13 protein-coding genes and 1 tRNA gene are annotated in these 18,707 nt (G+C 70.1%); 2 read left to right on the top strand and 12 right to left on the bottom strand.

Annotation, left to right across the window (positions count from 1 at the left end):
* Positions 1–12: 12 nt before the first annotated feature.
* A complete protein-coding gene (locus Q4V64_RS29365) occupies positions 13–291 on the top strand; it encodes a hypothetical protein (RefSeq protein WP_124440267.1) in 279 nt (92 codons plus the stop codon).
* Positions 288–680, top strand: a complete 393-nt coding sequence (locus tag Q4V64_RS29360) for a PIN domain-containing protein (RefSeq protein WP_124440268.1) — start codon at positions 288–290, stop codon at positions 678–680. Before Q4V64_RS29365 ends, Q4V64_RS29360 begins: the two co-directional genes overlap by 4 nt.
* 35 nt (positions 681–715) lie before the next feature.
* Here the strand turns inward: Q4V64_RS29360 and Q4V64_RS29355 are convergent, their stop codons facing one another.
* The 12 genes from Q4V64_RS29355 to bldG form a co-directional block, all read right to left on the bottom strand.
* Positions 716–1,930, bottom strand: a complete 1,215-nt coding sequence (locus Q4V64_RS29355) for a hypothetical protein (protein WP_124440269.1) — start codon at positions 1,928–1,930, stop codon at positions 716–718.
* A gap of 552 nt (positions 1,931–2,482) precedes the next feature.
* Positions 2,483–2,556, bottom strand: a tRNA-Thr gene (locus Q4V64_RS29350).
* 106 nt (positions 2,557–2,662) lie between these two features.
* On the bottom strand, positions 2,663–4,327 hold the full coding sequence (locus tag Q4V64_RS29345; RefSeq protein ID WP_124440270.1) for an alpha/beta hydrolase: 1,665 nt from the start codon (positions 4,325–4,327) through the stop codon (positions 2,663–2,665).
* A gap of 116 nt (positions 4,328–4,443) precedes the next feature.
* On the bottom strand, positions 4,444–5,649 hold the full coding sequence (locus Q4V64_RS29340; protein WP_124440271.1) for a DNA polymerase III subunit delta': 1,206 nt from the start codon (positions 5,647–5,649) through the stop codon (positions 4,444–4,446).
* A gap of 103 nt (positions 5,650–5,752) precedes the next feature.
* Complete coding sequence (tmk, locus tag Q4V64_RS29335) at positions 5,753–8,971, bottom strand: dTMP kinase (protein WP_124440272.1); 3,219 nt, start codon at positions 8,969–8,971, stop codon at positions 5,753–5,755.
* A 219-nt stretch (positions 8,972–9,190) separates the two neighbouring features.
* On the bottom strand, positions 9,191–12,013 hold the full coding sequence (gene topA, locus Q4V64_RS29330) for a type I DNA topoisomerase (protein WP_124440273.1): 2,823 nt from the start codon (positions 12,011–12,013) through the stop codon (positions 9,191–9,193).
* Positions 12,014–12,271: 258 nt separating this feature from the next.
* On the bottom strand, positions 12,272–12,469 hold the full coding sequence (locus Q4V64_RS29325) for a hypothetical protein (RefSeq protein ID WP_124440274.1): 198 nt from the start codon (positions 12,467–12,469) through the stop codon (positions 12,272–12,274).
* Between the two features lie 283 nt (positions 12,470–12,752).
* Positions 12,753–14,270 (bottom strand): class I SAM-dependent methyltransferase, encoded by a 1,518-nt coding sequence (locus Q4V64_RS29320; RefSeq protein ID WP_124440275.1) that lies wholly within the window; start codon positions 14,268–14,270, stop codon positions 12,753–12,755.
* Between the two features lie 58 nt (positions 14,271–14,328).
* On the bottom strand, positions 14,329–14,919 hold the full coding sequence (locus tag Q4V64_RS29315) for a small secreted protein (RefSeq protein WP_124440276.1): 591 nt from the start codon (positions 14,917–14,919) through the stop codon (positions 14,329–14,331).
* A 195-nt stretch (positions 14,920–15,114) separates the two neighbouring features.
* Entirely contained in the window at positions 15,115–17,520 is a 2,406-nt protein-coding gene (locus tag Q4V64_RS29310) for a sodium-translocating pyrophosphatase (protein WP_124440277.1), read from the bottom strand.
* 256 nt (positions 17,521–17,776) lie between these two features.
* Positions 17,777–18,214: an ATP-binding protein gene (locus Q4V64_RS29305; RefSeq protein WP_124440278.1), complete on the bottom strand. Its 438-nt coding sequence runs from the start codon at positions 18,212–18,214 to the stop codon at positions 17,777–17,779.
* A 120-nt stretch (positions 18,215–18,334) separates the two neighbouring features.
* Positions 18,335–18,676, bottom strand: coding sequence for an anti-sigma factor antagonist BldG (bldG, locus tag Q4V64_RS29300; RefSeq protein WP_006132569.1), 342 nt, complete (start codon positions 18,674–18,676; stop codon positions 18,335–18,337).
* Positions 18,677–18,707: the final 31 nt, after the last annotated feature.

Raw genomic sequence — 18,707 nt, 5'->3', positions numbered from 1 at the left:
TAATATGGCTCCATGGCCACCACTCCCGACCCTGCTCCCGGCGAAGGGCCCGTCCGCCCGGTCTCCGTCTCCCTCCACGAAGGCACCATCGCCGCCCTCAAGGCACGCACCGGCAAGCGCGGCATGTCCGCCTACGTCGAAACCCTCATCCAGCGCCAACTGGAACGCGACCGACTGCGCGAACTCATCGAAGACGCGGAGACCGAGCACGGGCCGGTGGATCCGGCAGCGGTCGAGGCCAAGCGGGCGCTCCTGCGCAGCGACGCAGCCGGCTCGACTGACGCGGCATGAGCGGCACCCTCGTCCTGGACTGCGAAGGCCTGTCCGAACTCGTACGACGCACCCCCGAACTCACCGAATGGCTGGCTGCCGCCGAGGCCGAGGACATCCGCGTCATCACCAGCTCCGTCACCCTCGTCGAAGCCCGCGACCCCAAAACCAACCAGGCCCGCTTCGACTACGCCATCTCCCGTCTGAACATCATTCCGCCCACCGAAGCCATCGCCCGCCACGCCAGCACACTCCTCGCCGCAGCTGGCATGCACGGCCACAAACACGCCCTCGACGCCCTCGTGGCCGCCACCGCACTCGCCTCACCCGCCCCCGTGACCGTCCTGACCTCGGACCCCGAAGACCTCCACATGCTGTGCGGCCCCGGCGTCCGCATCGTCAAGATCTGACTCTGCGAGAAGGTCTGACTCTGCGAGGCCGCCTCTCAACGGAACGCGGGTACACCTCGTCGACGGCGATCGCGCAGGACGGGCGCGTCGCCCGGACCCGCCCACACACCCCACCGCGCCGTCCTCCTCTGCGTGCTGTCACCAGTCGAGCGCGACGTCGTCGCAGGAGAAGCGGGCAGAGTGGCAGGCATCGCAATGTGTGTACCAGGGGGCGCACGGCCGGTCAGCGTGATGAGGTTCGTGTGCGAGCTGTAGAGACCGGTCTGCTCGGTGATCCGTTGGCAAGCCTGGGTGATCGTGACCTCGCCGCTCTCCCCGGCGAGACGGACCTGAGCTGGGACATGGGGGACCTTCTGCGTGAGCTCCGGAAACAGCTCCTCCTTGATCAGCCCTTCGAGCGCGACCTGCTCCTCAAGCTGCTCCAGGAGGCGCTCTTTGAGGAGCTTCCAATTGCAGATCTCTGCAAGGAACGCCTGGTACGACTTGGGTCCTGATTCGGACTGCCAGATGCGAGCCTGATCCGCTGTGACCACGAAGCGGTCGACCCGTGGAACCGTGCCGTCTGAAGTGCGCAACTCCCATCGCACCATGATGGGTTCGGGCGGTTCGACAAAGGTCAGGATCGAATCCCGCTCGGCAAAACCGCGGAGATCCTTCTCGATGTCCATAGCGAAGTTCTCCAGCACACGGTCGTTGCTCTGCAAGCCCAGCTTCTGAAGCTCCTCAAGGAGTTCAGCGCGGGTTACATCGGTTGCAGGCCCACGGCGCGGCCAGTAGTTCGCGCATGCCTCGGAGTAGTCGTGCAGTGCGCCCAGCTCGCCACTGATCGGGAGGAAGAAGGGCTCCAGCCGGTCGATGTGGCCGTGCTCGTGAATCCCCACAATGCGCTCCGCGTTGGCCGAGACCACCGCCTGGAGCGCATCGAGATCGACATTCTGTGGCGTCGGGCCGCCGTGGAACACCTGGTTACGCATCTGCCGGATCGACGTCCCCTCGGCCACCGGGGTAGCGATGCTGTCGGCGACATCGAGGGCGGCAGACTGGCACGCATCACATTGCAGAGAAATACGATGCAGGGTGATGTAGCGCGCCCAGGCATCGAGCGATCCCGGAGTCTTCAACTTGGTTGGCCCGCTGGCCGCCGCGGCGCAGAGCAGCCCCAGTACCCGCAACTGGAACTCGACGTGCGCCAAAGTCTTGAGGGGCGCCTGCTGCCGGTCTGGCGCTGCGACAAGGTCCGCGATCGTCACGTCGTCTCCAGGGGGCGGGGGCGGGGCAGCATTCTCACACGTCCGAACGCCCCCCGGATCACCTTGGGCCGTACAGGCATCGCCTCGTCCGTCTGCCGGCGAGTGCACCGCCTGCCTCGCGTATCTACTCCCGGCCCGTGTTCTGTGGATCTTCGGGATCACCTCCACCGAGCCGGGCGACTTTCGTAGTCTCGCACGAGCCTGCGGTGGAGCAGGAAGGCCGAATGTCTGCTCCACCCCCCGCCTCTTCGGTTCCGGAGCGAACCCTCTTGCCTCGGAGTCCCGTTGGATGATCTCCACATCAATGCCCAGGCGGGCGCCGTGATCGACCGCGCCCTGCTTGACCCCAGCATCCGCCCAGCTCTTCGTCACCGTGGGCGCTGAGGTGGCGACCTTGTCCAGCAGGACCATCGCGATGGCGTTGCCATGCATGCGAGAACAGCCGAACTCTCTCGCCTTGTAGCCGTTCCCAGAATGTTCCCAGCAGGGCACAGAAAAGGCCCTCCATGTCACACATGGAGGGCCATAACCCATCTGACCTGCACTTTCTTGAGCCGCCTTCGGGATTCGAACCCGAGACCTACGCATTACGAGTGCGTTGCTCTGGCCATCTGAGCTAAGGCGGCACGCCGTCCACACCATGGTGCGATCAGCAACGTCGGTAAGTCTACACAGTTTCCGGGGGTGCTCCGAACCGGCCCCGGGCACGGGTGCCCGGGGCCGCCGACGGGGCTAGGAGCAGCGTTTTCCGTCTCTCGGAGGGGTGCCGCGGAGCAGGTAGGCGTTGATCGTGGAGTCGATGCAGGAGCTGCCGCGGCCGTAGGCGGTGTGGCCGTCGCCCTCGTAGGTGAGGAGGCGGGCGGAGGAGAGCTGGCCCGACAGGGCGCGGGCCCAGCGGTACGGCGTCGCGGGGTCGCGGGTGGTGCCGACCACGACGATCGGGGCCGCGCCCTTCGCCTCGATGCGGCGCGGCTCGCCCGTGGCCCTCACCGGCCAGTACGCGCAGTTCAGGGAGGCCCAGGCGAGGCCCTTGCCGAAGACGGGGGACGCCTTCTCGAAGGCGGGGAGGGACCTGTGGACCTCGTCCGGGGTGTCGAAGGCGGCCGGGAGGTCGAGGCAGTTCACGGCGGCGTTGGCGAACATCAGGTTCGCGTAGCGGCCCTCGGCGTCACGTTCGTAGTAGCTGTCGGAGAGGACCAGCAGGCCCGCGCCGTCGTTCTCGTCCATCGCCGAGGTCAGTGCCTCACGCAACTGCGCCCAGGCTCCCTCGTCGTACATCGCCGCGATCACCCCGGTGGTGGCGAGGGACTCGCCGAGCTTACGGCCGTCCGCGTCGCCCGTGGGGATCGGCCGGGCGTCCAGCTTCTCGAAGAAGGCCTTGAGTTTCCGGCCGGCCTCGGCGGTCTTCGTGCCTTTCGTGCCCAGCGGACAGTCCGGCTGCTGGACGCAGTCCTTCGCGAACGACTGGAACGCCGTCTCGAATCCCGCGGTCTGATCGAGGTTCATCCGGCGCGAGGGCTGCGAGGGATCCATCGCGCCGTCCAGGACCAGCCGGCCCGCCCGGGCCGGGAAGAGTCCCGCGTACGTCGCCCCGAGGAACGTCCCGTACGACGCCCCCACGTAGTTCAATCTCGCGTCGCCCAGCGCCGCCCGCACGATGTCCATGTCCTGGGCCGTCTCGATGGTGGACACGTGCCGCAGCAGCTTCGGCGAGTCCGCGCCGCAGCCCTCCGCGAACTTCTTGTACGCGTCGACGAGTTGGGTCGTCTCCCGCTCGTCGTCCGGCGTGATGTCCGTCTGCGTGTACCTGTCCATGTCCCGCCCGTCGAGGCATTCGACGGGCTCGCTGCGGGCGACGCCGCGCGGATCGACCGCGACCATGTCGTAGCGGGCGCGGACCTGGGCCGGGTAGCCGATCCCGGCGTACGCCTGGAGGTAGCCGATCGCCGAGCTGCCGGGCCCGCCCGGGTTCACCAGCAGCGAGCCCAGTCGCTTGCCCGGCCCCGTGGCCTTCTTGCGTGCGACGGCGAGCCGGACGTCCCCGTCGGCCGGATGCGCGTAGTCGAGCGGCGCCTTCAGCGTGGCGCACTCGAAGCCGGGGACTCCGCAGCCGCGCCACCTCGGCTTCTGCGCGTAGTACGACGCGAGGGCGGCCGGCACGGCCTTCGGCAACGGGGCGAGCGCGGGCTCCACGGCCGAGCCGGCCGCAGTCGTCGCACTTCCCGACGAGCACGCGGAGACGAGCATCGCCGCCACGGCGAGGAGGGCACCGCCGGTGGTGCGGGCTCTGTGGGTGCGGGCTCTGCGTCTGCGGGGGCCGCGCGTGCTGGGGCTCGGGCCGGGCGAGTCGGTCTGGTCTGCCGCTGTGCTGGGGCGGGAGCTACGCCTGATGAACATCACCCGAGCGTAACTCTGCGCAGTGGCTCGGACGCTCTCCGCGTACGCCATGGCTCGTACGAGTGACGTGGTCAACCTCCTTTGCTGGTGCCTACGGTCGTGCCTGCCCTCGTGGGTCAGCCCGCTCTGAGGGACATGGTCATCGCCTCCACGGCCAGCAGCGGGGCCACGTTGCGGTCGAGGGCCTCTCGGCAGGCGGCGATCGCTTCGATGCGGCGGAGCGTGGACTCGGGGGAGCTGCCGCGGGCGAGCCGCTCCAGGGCGTCCTCGGCGTCGATGTTGGCGATCGCGACCCGGGAGCCGAGCTGAAGGGCGAGGACGTCGCGGTAGAAGGCGGTGAGGTCGGTCAGGGCCAGGTCGAGGCTGTCGCGCTGCGTACGGGTCCTGCGGCGCTTCTGCCTGTCCTCCAGGTCCTTCATCACGCCGGCCGTACCGCGCGGCATCCGGCCGCCCTGGGACGCGCCCATCGCCGCCTTGAGCTCCTCCGTCTCCTTGCCGTCCCGCTCCTCGGCGAGTTGCTTGGCGTCCTCGGCGGCCGCGTCGACCAGTTCCTGGGCGGCCTTGAGACAGCCGCCGATGTCCTCGACCCGCAGGGGCAGCTTCAGCACGGCGGCGCGGCGCTCGCGGGCGGCCGGGTCGGTGGCGAGGCGGCGGGCCCGGTCGACGTGGCCCTGGGTGGCGCAGGCGGCGGCCATGGCGGCGGCGGGCTCGACGCCCTCACGGCGTACGAGCATGTCGGCGATGGCGTCCACCGAGGGCGTCGAGAGGTTCAGGTGGCGGCAGCGGGAGCGGATGGTGGGCAGGACATCCTCGATGGAGGGGGCGCACAGCAGCCAGACCGTCCGGGGGGCGGGCTCCTCGACGGCCTTGAGGACGGCGTTGGCCGACTTCTCGTTCAGCCGCTCGGCGTCCTCGACCAGGATGATCTGCCAGCGGCCGTTCGCCGGCGAGGTGAACGACTTGCGGACGGTGTCCCGCATGTCGTCGACGAGGATCTGCGAGCCGACGGCGGCGACGGTGCTGACGTCGGCATGGGTGCCGATGAGAGCCGTATGGCAGCCGTCGCAGAAGCCGCAGCCGGGGGATCCGCCGAGGGCGCGGTCCGGGCTGACGCACTGCAGCGCGGCGGCGAAGGCCCGCGCCGCCTGAATGCGCCCCGCGCCGGGCGGTCCCGTGAACAGCCAGGCGTGCGTCATCTTCGACGCCTCGGGCGGCGGCGTGTCCGCGGTGGCCGCGGTGACCAGGGCGTCGGCGTCCCGAGCGGCGGCGTCGAGCTGCTCGCTCACCCTCTCCTGGCCGACCAGGTCGTCCCAGACGGTCATCCCTCACCCCGCCCTTTCGTCATGTCACGCGGTACGGGATCCATTGTGGACGGCGGCACTGACAACGAGGCACCAGCAACGGGGCCCCAGCAACGAGGCGGGCTCAGCCCCGCCGTCCCCGTCCGCGTCGTCCCCGCCCGTCGTCGAACTCCTCGTCCTCCCGCGGACCGAGCAGCTCGTCCGCCAACGTCGGCAGGTCGTCCAGCGGCGTCTCCTCGGCCCAGTCGGACCGCGTCCGCCGCCGAGGCGCCCCGTCCTCGTCGACCTGCGGCAGCTCACGCGTGCGGTCCTCGGTACCGTCCGGCCGCACCCCCGGCCGCTCGTCCCGGAAGAACCCCGGAGGAACCCGGTCCGCGGTGCCCTCGTCCCGCACGGGCGGAAGCACCGCGGTCTCGTCGGCGGCACCGTCCGGCGCCACGGAGGGCAGTACGGCGGTCTCGTCTGCCGCACCCGGAGGAACCGGCGGCTGCGGCAGCTCGGTCGTCACCTCGGAGTCGGGCCCACCGGAGCCGGAGCCCCGCTCACCCGCGCCCTGCGCGTTCCCTTCGCCGCCCTGGTCCTTCTGGTCCCGGACCCGCGGCAGCACCGCCGTCTCGTCCGCCGGCCCGCCCGACGCGTTCGTCGGCGTCACGACCGGTGTCGGTACGGTCGCCGCGTCCGGCGTGACGCCGGGAGCCCCCGGCTGAGGTGCCGTCGGCTTCGGCCCGGCCTCCGCCGCGGCCGCCGCCTGCTCGGCCAGCCGCCGTGCCTCCTCGGCCCGCAGCAGCGCCTCCTCCGCCTTCCGCTGCTTCTCCGGGCGCCGTGCCTCGGCCTCGGCACGCAGCCGGGCCTCCTCCTCGGCCTGCTTGCGGCGCCGGTCCTCCGCGGCCTTGCGCCGGGCCTCTTCCTCGGCCCGCGCCTTCTCCTCCGCGAGGAGCCGCTGCCGCTCCTCCTCGGCCCGCTTACGCGCCTCCTCGGCGCGCAGCCGGGCCTCCTCCGCCTGCCGTTCGGCCTCGCGTCGCTGCGCCTCCTCCAGTTCGCGCCGCTTGCGCTCCTCTTCCTCGGCCTTCAGCCGCGCGAGCTGCTCCTGGCGCTCCCGCTCCAGGCGCTCCTCCTCGGCCTTGCGGGCGGCCTCTTCCTCCGCCTTGCGCCGGGCCTCCTCCTCGGCCTTGCGGCGCGCCTCCTCCTGGGCCTGGATCTCGGCCTCGGACAGCGGCAGTACCTGGTCCAGCCGGTGCCGGATGACGGTCGTGACGGCCTCGGGCTCCTGCCCCGCGTCCACCACCAGGTAGCGCCCGGGGTCGGCCGCGGCCAGGGTCAGGAATCCGGACCGCACGCGCGCGTGGAACTCGGCCGGCTCCGACTCCAGCCGGTCCGGCGCCTCGGTGAACCGCTCGCGCGCGGTCTCCGGCGAGACGTCCAGCAGCACGGTCAGGTGCGGGACGAGACCGTTCGTCGCCCAGCGGTTGATCCGGGCGACCTCGGTCGGGGACAGATCACGGCCCGCCCCCTGATAGGCCACCGAGGAATCGATGTACCGGTCCGAGATGACCACCGCGCCGCGCTCCAGCGCGGGCCGTACGACCGTGTCCACGTGCTCCGCGCGGTCCGCCGCGTACAGCAGCGCTTCCGCCCGGTGCGACAGCCCGGCGCTCGACACGTCCAGCAGGATCGACCGCAGCCGCTTGCCCACCGGCGTGGCCCCCGGCTCGCGGGTCACCACGACCTCGTGCCCCTTGGCCCTGATCCACTCGGCGAGCGCCTCGGCCTGGGTGGACTTCCCGGCGCCGTCGCCGCCCTCCAGGGCGATGAAGAAGCCGTTCGAAGCGGGCGCCGTCACCGGGTCGTCGCCGCCGAGCAGCGCGTCCCTGAGGTCGTGCCGCAGTGACACACCCGCACGGTCGTCGACCTTGGCCAGCACCAGCGCGGCCACCGGCAGCAGCAGCGCGCCGACCAGCATCAGGGTGAAGGCCGCGCCGCCGTGCGCGAACACGAACTTGCCGTTCTCCAGGCGGTGCGGGCCGATCGCCGCCGCCACCAGGGGCGCGATCACCGCGCCGAGCGCCACCAAGACCCGTACGACCGCGTGCAGATGCTCCGTCGTACGCGCCCGGCGATTGTCCTCGGCCTCCTGGTCGAGCAGTGTGTGGCCGGTGTTGGCGGCCACGCCCGCGCCGACGCCGGCCAGCGCGAGGATCAGCACCACGCTGGTGACGTCCGGAACGAGACCGGCGGCCAGCAGCGCGACGCCGGTGAAGGCGAGCGCCAGCGACAGCAGCCGACGGCGCGACAACGACGGCAGCACGGAAGGCGCCGTACGGATGCCGACGACCACTCCGCCGGTCAGGGCGCACACCAGCAGCCCGTACATCACCGGGCCGCCGCCCAGGTCCTTGGCGTGCAGCACGGCGACGCCCACCGCGGCCGCCACCGCCGCGGCGACGGCCGAGCAGGCGAGCACGAGCATCGGGATCGCGCCGGTGCGGCCCTTGTCGACGCCCGTGCCCGACTTGGGCCGGCGCAGCCCCTCCAGCGGTGAACGCGCGCGCGGGGTACGCGTGTCGGGCAGCTCCAGGAAGACCAGCAAGGACAGGGACGCGGCGAACAGCCCGGCCGCGACGTACGACGCGAGGGCCGCCTGGTGCTGGGCGAACCAGGCGATTCCCGCGCCCAGCAGGTTGTTGAGCAGCGCCGCGACGACGAGCGCGGCGGCCGCGAGCGGGATCGCCACGAAGCTCGTACGCAGCGACAGGCGGCGCAGGGTGTCCATGTGGTCCGGCAGCGGTCGTACCGTCGCGCCCTCGGGGGGCGGTGGGGGCAGCAGCGCGGGCGCCGCGCTCTCGCGGCACACCGTCCAGAAGCGCTCGGCGACTCCGGTCACGAAGGCGGTGACCAGGATGACGGCCAGCGCGTCCTCGGGCGTCCAGTCGATCCACAGGGGCGCCACGATGAGCACCGCGGCCCGCAGCCCGTCGGCGCCGACCATGGTCCAGCGGCGGTCGAGGGGGCCCTCCTGGGAGGTGAGTGAGGTGAGCGGTCCGAGGAGGACCGCCCCGAAGAGCAGCGTCGCCAGGACGCGCACCGCGAAAACGGTCGCCACTGCGAACGCCACGCCCCGGTAGCCGCCGCCGAAGGAGCCCTCGGCGATCGCCGCTTGGAGGGCGAGGACGACCAGCACAAGGAGCGCGAGGGTGTCGCCGACACCACCCACGAGTTGGGCGCTCCACAGCCGTTTCAGCTGCGGTCGCCGCAGCAGAGCGCGGACGGCGCGCTCGCGGGAGTCCGCGACCAGGGCGTCGTCGGGGGCCGGGTGAGGGGCCGTTGGCTGCTCGGCTCGGGTCATGTGTTCAGCCTATCGGCAGCCACCGACAGCCCGGAGCGCCCGTCCGAACGTACGCACGCCCCGACACCAAACTGATGCCGGGGCGTTCTTTTTGCGAAGCGTCCGTGGAGGAATCCGAGGAATCCGGAGAAACGCGGCGCGGCTCACTCCCCCGCGACTCAGACCTCCGCGGCTCGATCCACCGCACCGCGGTGGCCCCCGCGCTCAGACCTCCGCGTCTCAGTCCTCCGAAGCCGTCTTCGAAGCCGTCGCCTTCTTCGCGGTGGTCTTCTTGGCGGTCGTCTTCTTCACGGCTGTCGTCGTCTTCTTCGCCGCGGTCTTCTTGGCGGCCGTCTTCTTGGCCGGGGCGGCCTTCTTCGCGGTGGCCTTCTTCGCCGTCTTCTTGGCGGGCGCCTTCGCCCGCTTCTCGGCGAGGAGTTCGAAGCCGCGCTCCGGGGTGATCTCCTCGACGCTGTCGCCGGAGCGCAGCGTCGCGTTGGTCTCCCCGTCGGTGACGTACGGCCCGAAGCGACCGTCCTTGACGACGACCGGCTTCTTGCTGACCGGGTCCTCGCCCAGTTCCTTCAGCGGCGGCTTGGCGGCGGCCCGGCCACGCTGCTTGGGCTGGGCGTAGATCGCCTGCGCCTCCTCCAGCGTGATCGTGAACAGCTGCTCCTCGGACTGCAGGGACCTCGAGTCCGTGCCCTTCTTCAGGTACGGGCCGTAGCGGCCGTTCTGCGCGGTGATCTCCACGCCGTCCGCGTCCGTGCCGACGACGCGCGGCAGCGACATCAGCTTCAGGGCATCCTCGAGGGTCACCGTGTCCAGCGACATCGACTTGAACAGCGAAGCCGTACGCGGCTTGACGGCGTTCTTGCCGGTCTTCGGGGTGCCCTCGGGGAGCACCTCGGTGACGTACGGGCCGTAGCGTCCGTCCCTGGCGATGATCTGGTGGCCCGTCGACGGGTCGGTGCCCAGCTCGAAGTCGCCGCTCGGCTTGGCGAGCAGCTCCTCCGCGTACTCGACACTCAGCTCGTCCGGGGCCAGGTCCTCGGGGACGTCCGCGCGCTGATGGTTCTCGGAGTCCTTCTCGCCGCGCTCGACGTACGGGCCGTAGCGTCCGACCCGCAGCACGATGCCGCTGCCCACCGGGAACGACGACACCTCGCGCGCGTCGATGGCGCCCAGGTCGGTCACCAGCTCCTTGAGGCCGCCGAGGTGGTCCCCGTCGCCGTTGCCGGCCTCGGCCGCGCCGCCGTTGCCGGTGCCCTCGCCGAAGTAGAACCGCTTCAGCCACGGCACGGCCTGCGCCTCGCCGCGTGCGATGCGGTCGAGGTCATCCTCCATCTTGGCGGTGAAGTCGTAGTCGACGAGCCGCCCGAAGTGCTTCTCCAGGAGGTTGACCACGGCGAAGGACAGGAAGGACGGCACGAGGGCCGTGCCCTTCTTGAAGACATAGCCGCGGTCGAGGATCGTGCCGATGATCGACGCGTACGTCGACGGGCGGCCGATCTCGCGCTCTTCGAGCTCCTTGACCAGGCTGGCCTCGGTGTAGCGGGCCGGGGGCTTGGTGGCGTGCCCGTCGACCGTGATCTCCTCGGCGCTCAGCGCGTCGCCCTCGTGGACCTGGGGCAGACGGCGCTCGCGGTCGTCCAGCTCGGCGTTCGGGTCGTCGGCGCCCTCGACGTACGCCTTCAGGAAGCCGTGGAAGGTGATCGTCTTGCCAGAGGCGCTGAACTCGACGTCCCGGCCGTCGGCGGCGGCGCCACCGATCTTCACCGTCACGCTGTTACCGGTCGCGTCCTTCATCTGGGAGGCGACGGTCCGCTTCCAGATCAGCTCGTAGAGCCGGAACTGGTCGCCGGTCAGGCCGGTCTCGGCAGGCGTGCGGAAGCGGTCACCCGAGGGGCGGATCGCCTCGTGCGCCTCCTGCGCGTTCTTGACCTTTCCGGCGTACGTCCGCGGCTGTGCCGGCAGGTAGTCGGCGCCGTACAGCTGCGTGACCTGGGCGCGGGCGGCGGCGATCGCCGTGTCCGACAGGGTGGTGGAGTCCGTACGCATGTACGTGATGAAGCCGTTCTCGTACAGCTTCTGCGCGATCTGCATCGTGGCCTTCGCGCCGAAGCCGAGCTTCCTCGATGCTTCCTGCTGGAGCGTCGTCGTACGGAACGGGGCGTAGGGCGAGCGGCGGTACGGCTTCGACTCGACGGAGCGGACGGAGAACCGCGTGTTCTCCAGGGCGGCGGCCAGGGCGCGGGCGTTCGCCTCGTCGAGGTGGAGGATGTTCGCGCTCTTGAGTTGTCCCAGGGAGTCGAAGTCGCGGCCCTGCGCGACCCGCCTGCCGTCGACGGTCTGGAGGCGGGCGACCAGCGACGACGGGTCCGACGCGTCCCCCGCGCGGCCGGTCGCGAAGGTGCCCGTCAGGTCCCAGTACTCAGCAGAACGGAAGGCGATGCGCTCGCGTTCCCGCTCCACGACGAGACGTGTCGCGACCGACTGGACACGGCCGGCCGACAGGCGCGGCATGACCTTCTTCCACAGGACCGGCGAGACCTCGTAGCCGTAGAGACGGTCGAGGATGCGGCGGGTCTCCTGGGCGTCGACCAGCTTCTGGTTCAGCTCGCGCGGGTTGGCGACGGCGGCCTGGATCGCGGCCTTGGTGATCTCGTGGAAGACCATCCGCTTGACCGGGACCTTGGGCTTGAGCACCTCCTGGAGGTGCCAGGCGATCGCCTCGCCCTCGCGGTCCTCATCGGTGGCGAGGAAGAGCTCGTCGGAGTCCTTCAGCAGGTCCTTGAGCTTCTTGACCTGCGCTCTCTTGTCGGCGTTGACCACATAGATGGGCTGGAAGTCGTGATCGACGTCCACGCCGAGGCGGCGGACCTCGCCGGTGTACTTCTCGGGCACCTCCGCGGCGCCGTTGGGGAGGTCGCGGATGTGCCCGACGCTCGCCTCGACTACGTATCCGGGGCCGAGATAGCCCTTGATCGTCTTCGCCTTGGCAGGCGACTCGACGATGACGAGTCGGCGGCCGCCCTGTGCGGTCTCGCTGGTCGGGGACAACTTCGCTCTTCTCTCCGGTCGACGCTGGGGTCTCTCCCCAGGGCTTGGTCCCGGGGTGCGGTCATGCTGACGCTGCGGAGTGTGACGGTACATCCCGCCCCCGTGTCAAACGGGAAAAGCCCGCAACGGCCACTCGAACGGTAACCCGACTACCGCCATTCCTGCCGCCCGGAGTACCGACCAGCCTTTTCGAGCCTATCCGGAGGGTGATCTCCCAATTACCTGGGCCGTACCCGGGCCGGAGCTCCAAGGCCGCCGTCAGACGCGGGAGAAGCACCATGTTCCGACGGCCAACGCGATCACCGCGGCGACGGTCGCGAGGGTCGCCGATGCGACGGGGCTCACACCGTGGGCGACCGGTTCACGATGCCGGACACGGGCCACGGTCCACACCAGCAGCCCGACTCCGAACAGGCCGAACACCACTCCCGCGAAGATCGCCGGTCCGCTCTCCATGGCCGTGTGCGCCCCTTTTCTTCCCTTGCGAGTGCCCAGCCCGTGGAGGCTGACACGCACGGGCGGCGGACAGGCGAACCCCAGGTGAACGCGGGGCCGGCACGGCTGTGGACGCCCCTCCCCCGGCCTTCAGGACGGGGCGTGTCGGGGGGTGTCCGTCCTCGCACCTCGTCCGAGGATCTCCTCCTGTCCCGGGCGCAGACCGACCCGGGCGCAGGTATCTTGCCGGTCGTCCTACGGACTCGCACACAAGCACACCTCGCACGTGACACCGTCGCCGGAATCAGGCCGGTTCGAGGAACCCCTGCTCCACCAGCAGCCGGATCTGCGCGGGTGTGCGGTCGCGCAGCAGTACCGGATCCTCGCCCACCAGTTGTGCGATGGCGTCCAGAATCCGCCCCGCGCTCAGCGAACCGTCGCACACGCCTGCGAATCCCGCGCCGACCGTGTCCACCTTAGTGGCGCGCCGCATCCCGCGGTTCTGGCGCAGCACCACGTGCTCCGGGTCCTCGGCGCCGGGCAGTCCGACCTGCTCCTGGACGATCTCGGGAGCGAGTTTGAAGTGCCCCGTGAGCAGGGCCGCGTCGTCGTGCGTCCGCAGATAGTCGAGGCGCTTGAAATGCTCCCGGACCGTCTCACCGAGTGGCTGTTCGACCGGATGCGGCCACTCCTCCGCGGTGACGGAGGGCACGGCGGCACCCGTCTTCCGCAGGGTGATCCACCCGAAGCCCACGGCCTTCACCTTGCGCGCCTCGAACTCGTCCAGCCACGCGTCGTACCGCGCCTGGTACTCGGCCGGGTCGGCCCGGTGGTCACCGGCGTCCCTGAGCCAGAGCTCGGCGTACTGCGTGACGTCCTGCACCTCGCGCTGCACGATCCAGGCGTCGCACCCGCGCGGCACCCACGCCCTGAGCCTGTCCTGCCAGTCCTCCCCCTCCACGTGCTGCCAGTTGGCGAGGAACTGCGCGAACCCGCCCTCCCTCAGCCGTTCCCCCGCCTGCTGAACGAGCGTGCGGCACAGATCGTCCCCGCCCATCCCGGCGTCGCGGTACGTCAGCCGCGCGCCCGGCGAGATCACGAAGGGCGGGTTCGACACGATCAGGTCGTACGTCTCGTCGTCCCGGAGCGGCTCGAACAGCGAGCCCTCGCGCAGGTCGGCGGCCGGGGCGCCGGACAGTGCCAGCGTGAGCGCCGTGATGTGCAGCGCGCGCGGGTTGAGGTCGGTCGCCGTCACGCGCGTGGCGTGCTGGGCGGCGTGCAGCGCCTGGATCCCGGAGCCGGTGCCGAGATCGAGGGCGGCGGAGACGGGCGTACGGACGGTGATGCCGGCGAGGGTCGTGGAGGCACCGCCGACGCCGAGGACCACGCCCTCCTCCCGGCTCCCGATGCCGCCCGCCCCGCCGACCGCGCACCCCAGGTCGGACACGATGAACCAGTCCTCGCCACGAGGCCCGCCGTACGGCCGTACGTCCACGGCCGCCGCGACCTCGTCCGCGCCCGCACGAACCAGCCACCCGCTCTCCAGGCACGCGTCGACGGGCAGAACGCCCGCCACGCGCGCGTGCGGCACGGGCTGCTGCAACAGGAACAGCCGTACGAGCATCTCCAGCGACGTGTCGCCGCGTGTCGCCCGGAGCGCGGGCACGATCTCGCTGCGCGCGAGGGCCGCGTACGCGGGCGCTCCGAGCAGGTCGAGCAGCCCGTCGGCGGTGAAGGAGGCCCCTAGGAGCGCATCCCGCAGCCGGGCGGTGACGTCGGGACGGTCGGAGGCGGGCAGGGCGGACAGGCTGGAGTTACTCACGTTCCCATTGTGACCCGCGAACCCGTGCGCCAGAGTGCCCCGCCGGCCCCCGCGAACCTCAGCCCGTCGTCGCCGAGGCCGGGGCGGACGCGCTCTTGCAGCTCTGCTGCTTGGCCATCGCCTGGCCGACGTCGCCCTCTTCGAGCGTCTTCAGGGCGTCGTTTCCGCTCTTGCTCAGCTTGTCCAGCTCGGTCGCGATGTCCTTGAGGCCGTCGGCGAACTTGGCCTGGTCCTTGGTGTCGAGCTTGTCGACCTGCGTCTTCAGGGACGCGTACGACGAGGAGATGGTGTTGAGCTCCTTGACGGCGTCCTGCTGCTTCTTCTCGCCCTTGTCGACGTCCGGTGCCCCGGCCTTGGTCACGGCGGCCCCGATCGCCTTGTAGGCGTCCGACATGTCCTGGAAGGCCTGCGCGTCGGTCTTCTGGACCGCTTCCGGCGTGCTGTTGTCCGAGGTCTCCTTCTGGATCGCGGCGTTGGCGGCCTCGATCTTCTTGGCCTGCGGCTGTACTGCGTCGCAGACCTCCTTGGCCCAGGAGTTCAGCTTTTCACTGCTGTCGTCGCCGCCGCACCCGGACAGCGCCAGTACCAGTACCGCACCGCCGGACAGCGCGGCCGCGAGCTTCTTGTTCACCGGATTGGTCCCTTCCATGGCTCTCGGCCCCGGAACATACACGGCATGTGGACGACACCCACACGTCGAAGGTCCGCAAAGATCCGGTTTGAGCCTATTTGCTCCAAGCGAGACAAGGCTCACGGCCGGGGTGTGAACACACACGAAGCGGGCGGGTGGCACGTCAACACGCGCCGCCCGCCCGCCCCTTGAGCTGGGCCTCGTGGAACCGCCCTACGAAACCACCGCCGGATCGGCCGACTTGGGCGCCTGTTCGGCGTTGTCTTCGTCACCCATGGCGATCCCGCGCCGCTTGGAGACGTAGACGGCGCCCGCGATCACGACGAAGGCCAGGGCCGCGACCGCGATCCGTACGCCGATGTTCTCGTCGTCGCCGTAACTGAACTTGATGACCGCCGGCGCGATCAGCAGCGACACCAGGTTCATCACCTTCAGCAGCGGGTTGATCGCGGGACCGGCGGTGTCCTTGAAGGGGTCGCCGACCGTGTCGCCGATCACCGTCGCGGCATGGGCCTCACTGCCCTTGCCGCCGTGGTGGCCGTCCTCGACGAGCTTCTTGGCGTTGTCCCACGCGCCACCGGAGTTGGCGAGGAACACCGCCATCAGCGTGCCCGCCCCGATCGCGCCCGCGAGGAAGGCGCCGAGGGCACCCACACCGAGCGTGAACCCGATGAAGATGGGCGCCATCACGGCGAGCAGTCCGGGCGTGGCGAGCTCGCGCAGGGCATCCCTGGTGCAGATGTCGACGACCTTGCCGTACTCCGGTTTCTCGCTGTAGTCCATGATCCCGGGATGCTCGCGGAACTGCCGCCGCACCTCGTACACCACGGAACCCGCCGACCGCGACACGGCGTTGATCGCGAGCCCCGAGAACAGGAAGACGACCGCCGCGCCCGCGATGAGACCGACGAGGTTGTTGGGCTGTGAGATGTCCATCATCAGGTTCATCGGCGCGCCCTCGCCGGACAGCTTCTCGCCCACGTCCCGCGCGCCGGTGATGATCGCGTCACGGTACGACCCGAAGAGCGCCGACGCCGCCAGGACGGCGGTGGCGATGGCGATGCCCTTCGTGATGGCCTTGGTGGTGTTGCCGACCGCGTCGAGGTTGGTGAGCACCTGGGCGCCCGCCCCCTCGACGTCGCCGGACATCTCGGCGATGCCCTGCGCGTTGTCGGAGACCGGCCCGAAGGTGTCCATGGCGACGATCACACCGACCGTGGTGAGCAGGCCGGTGCCGGCCAGCGCCACCGCGAACAGCGCCAGCATGATCGACGTACCGCCGAGCAGGAACGCCCCGTACACGCCGAGGCCGATCAACAAGGCGGTGTAGACGGCCGATTCGAGGCCGACCGAGATGCCAGCCAGGACGACGGTGGCGGGCCCCGTGAGCGAGGACTTGCCGATGTCCTTGACCGGTCGGCGGTTGGTCTCGGTGAAGTAGCCCGTCAGCTGCTGGATCACGGCCGCGAGCAGGATGCCGATCGCCACCGCGACGAGCGCGAGGATCCGCGGGTCGCCGCCCTTGCCCAGGATCGCCGTGTCGGTGACGCCGTCGAGGTCGGCGTACTTCCCGGGGAGGTAGACGAAGACGGCCACCGCCACCAGCACGAGCGAGATCACCGCGGAGATGAAGAAGCCCCGGTTGATCGCGGACATGCCGCTGCGGTCGGCGCGGCGCGGGGCCACGGCGAAGATGCCGATCATCGCGGTGAGCACGCCGATCGCGGGGACGAGCAGCGGGAAGGCGAGCCCGGCGTCGCCGAAGGCCGCCTTGCCGAGGATCAGCGCGGCGACCAGGGTCACGGCGTACGACTCGAAGAGGTCGGCCGCCATGCCCGCGCAGTCGCCGACGTTGTCGCCCACGTTGTCGGCGATGGTCGCGGCGTTGCGCGGATCGTCCTCCGGGATGCCCTGCTCGACCTTGCCGACCAGGTCGGCGCCGACATCGGCGGCCTTGGTGAAGATGCCGCCGCCGACTCGCATGAACATCGCGATGAGCGCCGCGCCGAGACCGAAGCCCTCGAGGACCTTCGGCGCGTCGGCGGCGTACACCAGCACCACGCAGGAGGCGCCCAGCAGACCGAGCCCCACCGTGAACATGCCGACGACGCCGCCCGTACGAAAAGCGATCTTCATCGCTTTGTGCGATACGGCGGTGAGATCCTTTTCCGGTTCGCCCGCCGCCGGGGTCGCCTCGCGCGCGGCGGCGGCGACGCGCACATTGCTCCGTACGGCGAGCCACATACCGATATAGCCGGTGGCCGCCGAGAACGCCGCGCCGATCAAGAAGAACACCGATCGTCCGGCGCGCTGATTCCAGTCGTCCGCAGGTAGCAGCATGAGCAGGAAGAACACGACCACGGCGAATACGCCGAGCGTGCGCAACTGCCGGGCCAGATAGGCGTTCGCGCCTTCCTGGACCGCTGCCGCGATCTTCTTCATGCTGTCGGTGCCCTCGCCTGCCGCGAGTACCTGGCGCACCAGGACGCCTGCCACCACGAGGGCGGCCAAGGCCACGACGCCGATGACCGACACCATGACACGGTTGCCGTCGGTCAGGACCGCTGCCGCGAGGGCTGTGGAGTGGTCCAGCTGGTCTGGGGAAGAAAGCCCCGCCATTCGTCCTCCTTGACGCTTGGGCTGAGCTCAAGATGTGGACGGAGTCTAGAGATCTGTTCCTGATCAAAACAGTACGCGGTAAACCGGAATCTGCTACACCCCGCGTAACGCCTCGAAAGCATTTTCAGCCGATCGAATGATCGGAAATTGATCGTGAATTGCTTCACGAATTCAGAATGCTCTTGAAAAACACAAAGGGCCCTGCTCAGCAGGGCCCTTCGGGTGATGCGTTACGTCAGTCGGGTCGTCGCTCGTGTCAGGGAAGCACCGCGATCGGCGGCGTGGTCGGCCAGGTCATGCGGATCGAACCGCCGTGTTCCCCCGCGCTGACCTCCACGTCGTCGACGAGGCCGCTGATGACCGCGAGGCCCATCTCGTCCTCCTCGGTCTCCACGTCGGAGTCCTCGTCCGCGTCCCCGGGTGCCCGGTCGCCGGGAACGTGACGCGGCGCCTCGTCGCCGACCTCGATGGAGAACTGTTTCTCCTCCTCGATCAGCACCACCTTCACCGGCGCCGTGATGCCCACGTTCTGATGCAGCCCGACGGCACGGGTGCAGGCCTCGCCGACAGCGAGGCGGACCTCGTCCAGGACGGCCTCGTCCACTCCGGCCCTGCGCGCCACCGCTGCCGCCACCAGTCGGGCGGTCCGGACGTGCTCGGGCAGCGCGCTGAAGCGGAGTTCAACGGTGGCCATGCATCCCCCTCGGAACTACGGGCGTGCTGTCGGGGGACCGGCCGCCGAACGCCCGGACCCCCTCGTTCAACTTCGGCCGCCCCGGGCGCGGAGCCTTTCCACCGCGCCCGGACCGGTGATTCAGTCGGTTGCCGCCACCGCTTCCTCGACCGAGGTGTGGATCGGGAACACCTTGGTGAGGCCGGTGATACGGAAGATCTTCAAAATGCGCTCCTGGTTGCAGACCAGGCGCAGCGAGCCCTCATGAGCCCGCACCCGCTTCAGTCCGCCCACCAGTACGCCGAGCCCGGTGGAGTCGAGGAAGTCCACGCCCTCCATGTCGACGACAAGGTGGAAACTGCCGTCATTCACCAGCTCGACCAGCTGCTCGCGCAGCTTGGGCGCGGTATATACGTCGATTTCGCCACCGACCCTGACGATCGTGCGATCGCCAACAGTTTCGGTCGACAGGGACAGGTCCACGGATCCTCCAGCACCTTGCTATCGAGCGGTC

Source organism: Streptomyces sp. NL15-2K (assembly GCF_030551255.1).
GTDB lineage: Bacteria > Actinomycetota > Actinomycetes > Streptomycetales > Streptomycetaceae > Streptomyces.
The sequence above is the reverse complement of the archived record's forward strand: the minus strand, read 5'-3'. Positions and strand labels throughout refer to the sequence as shown.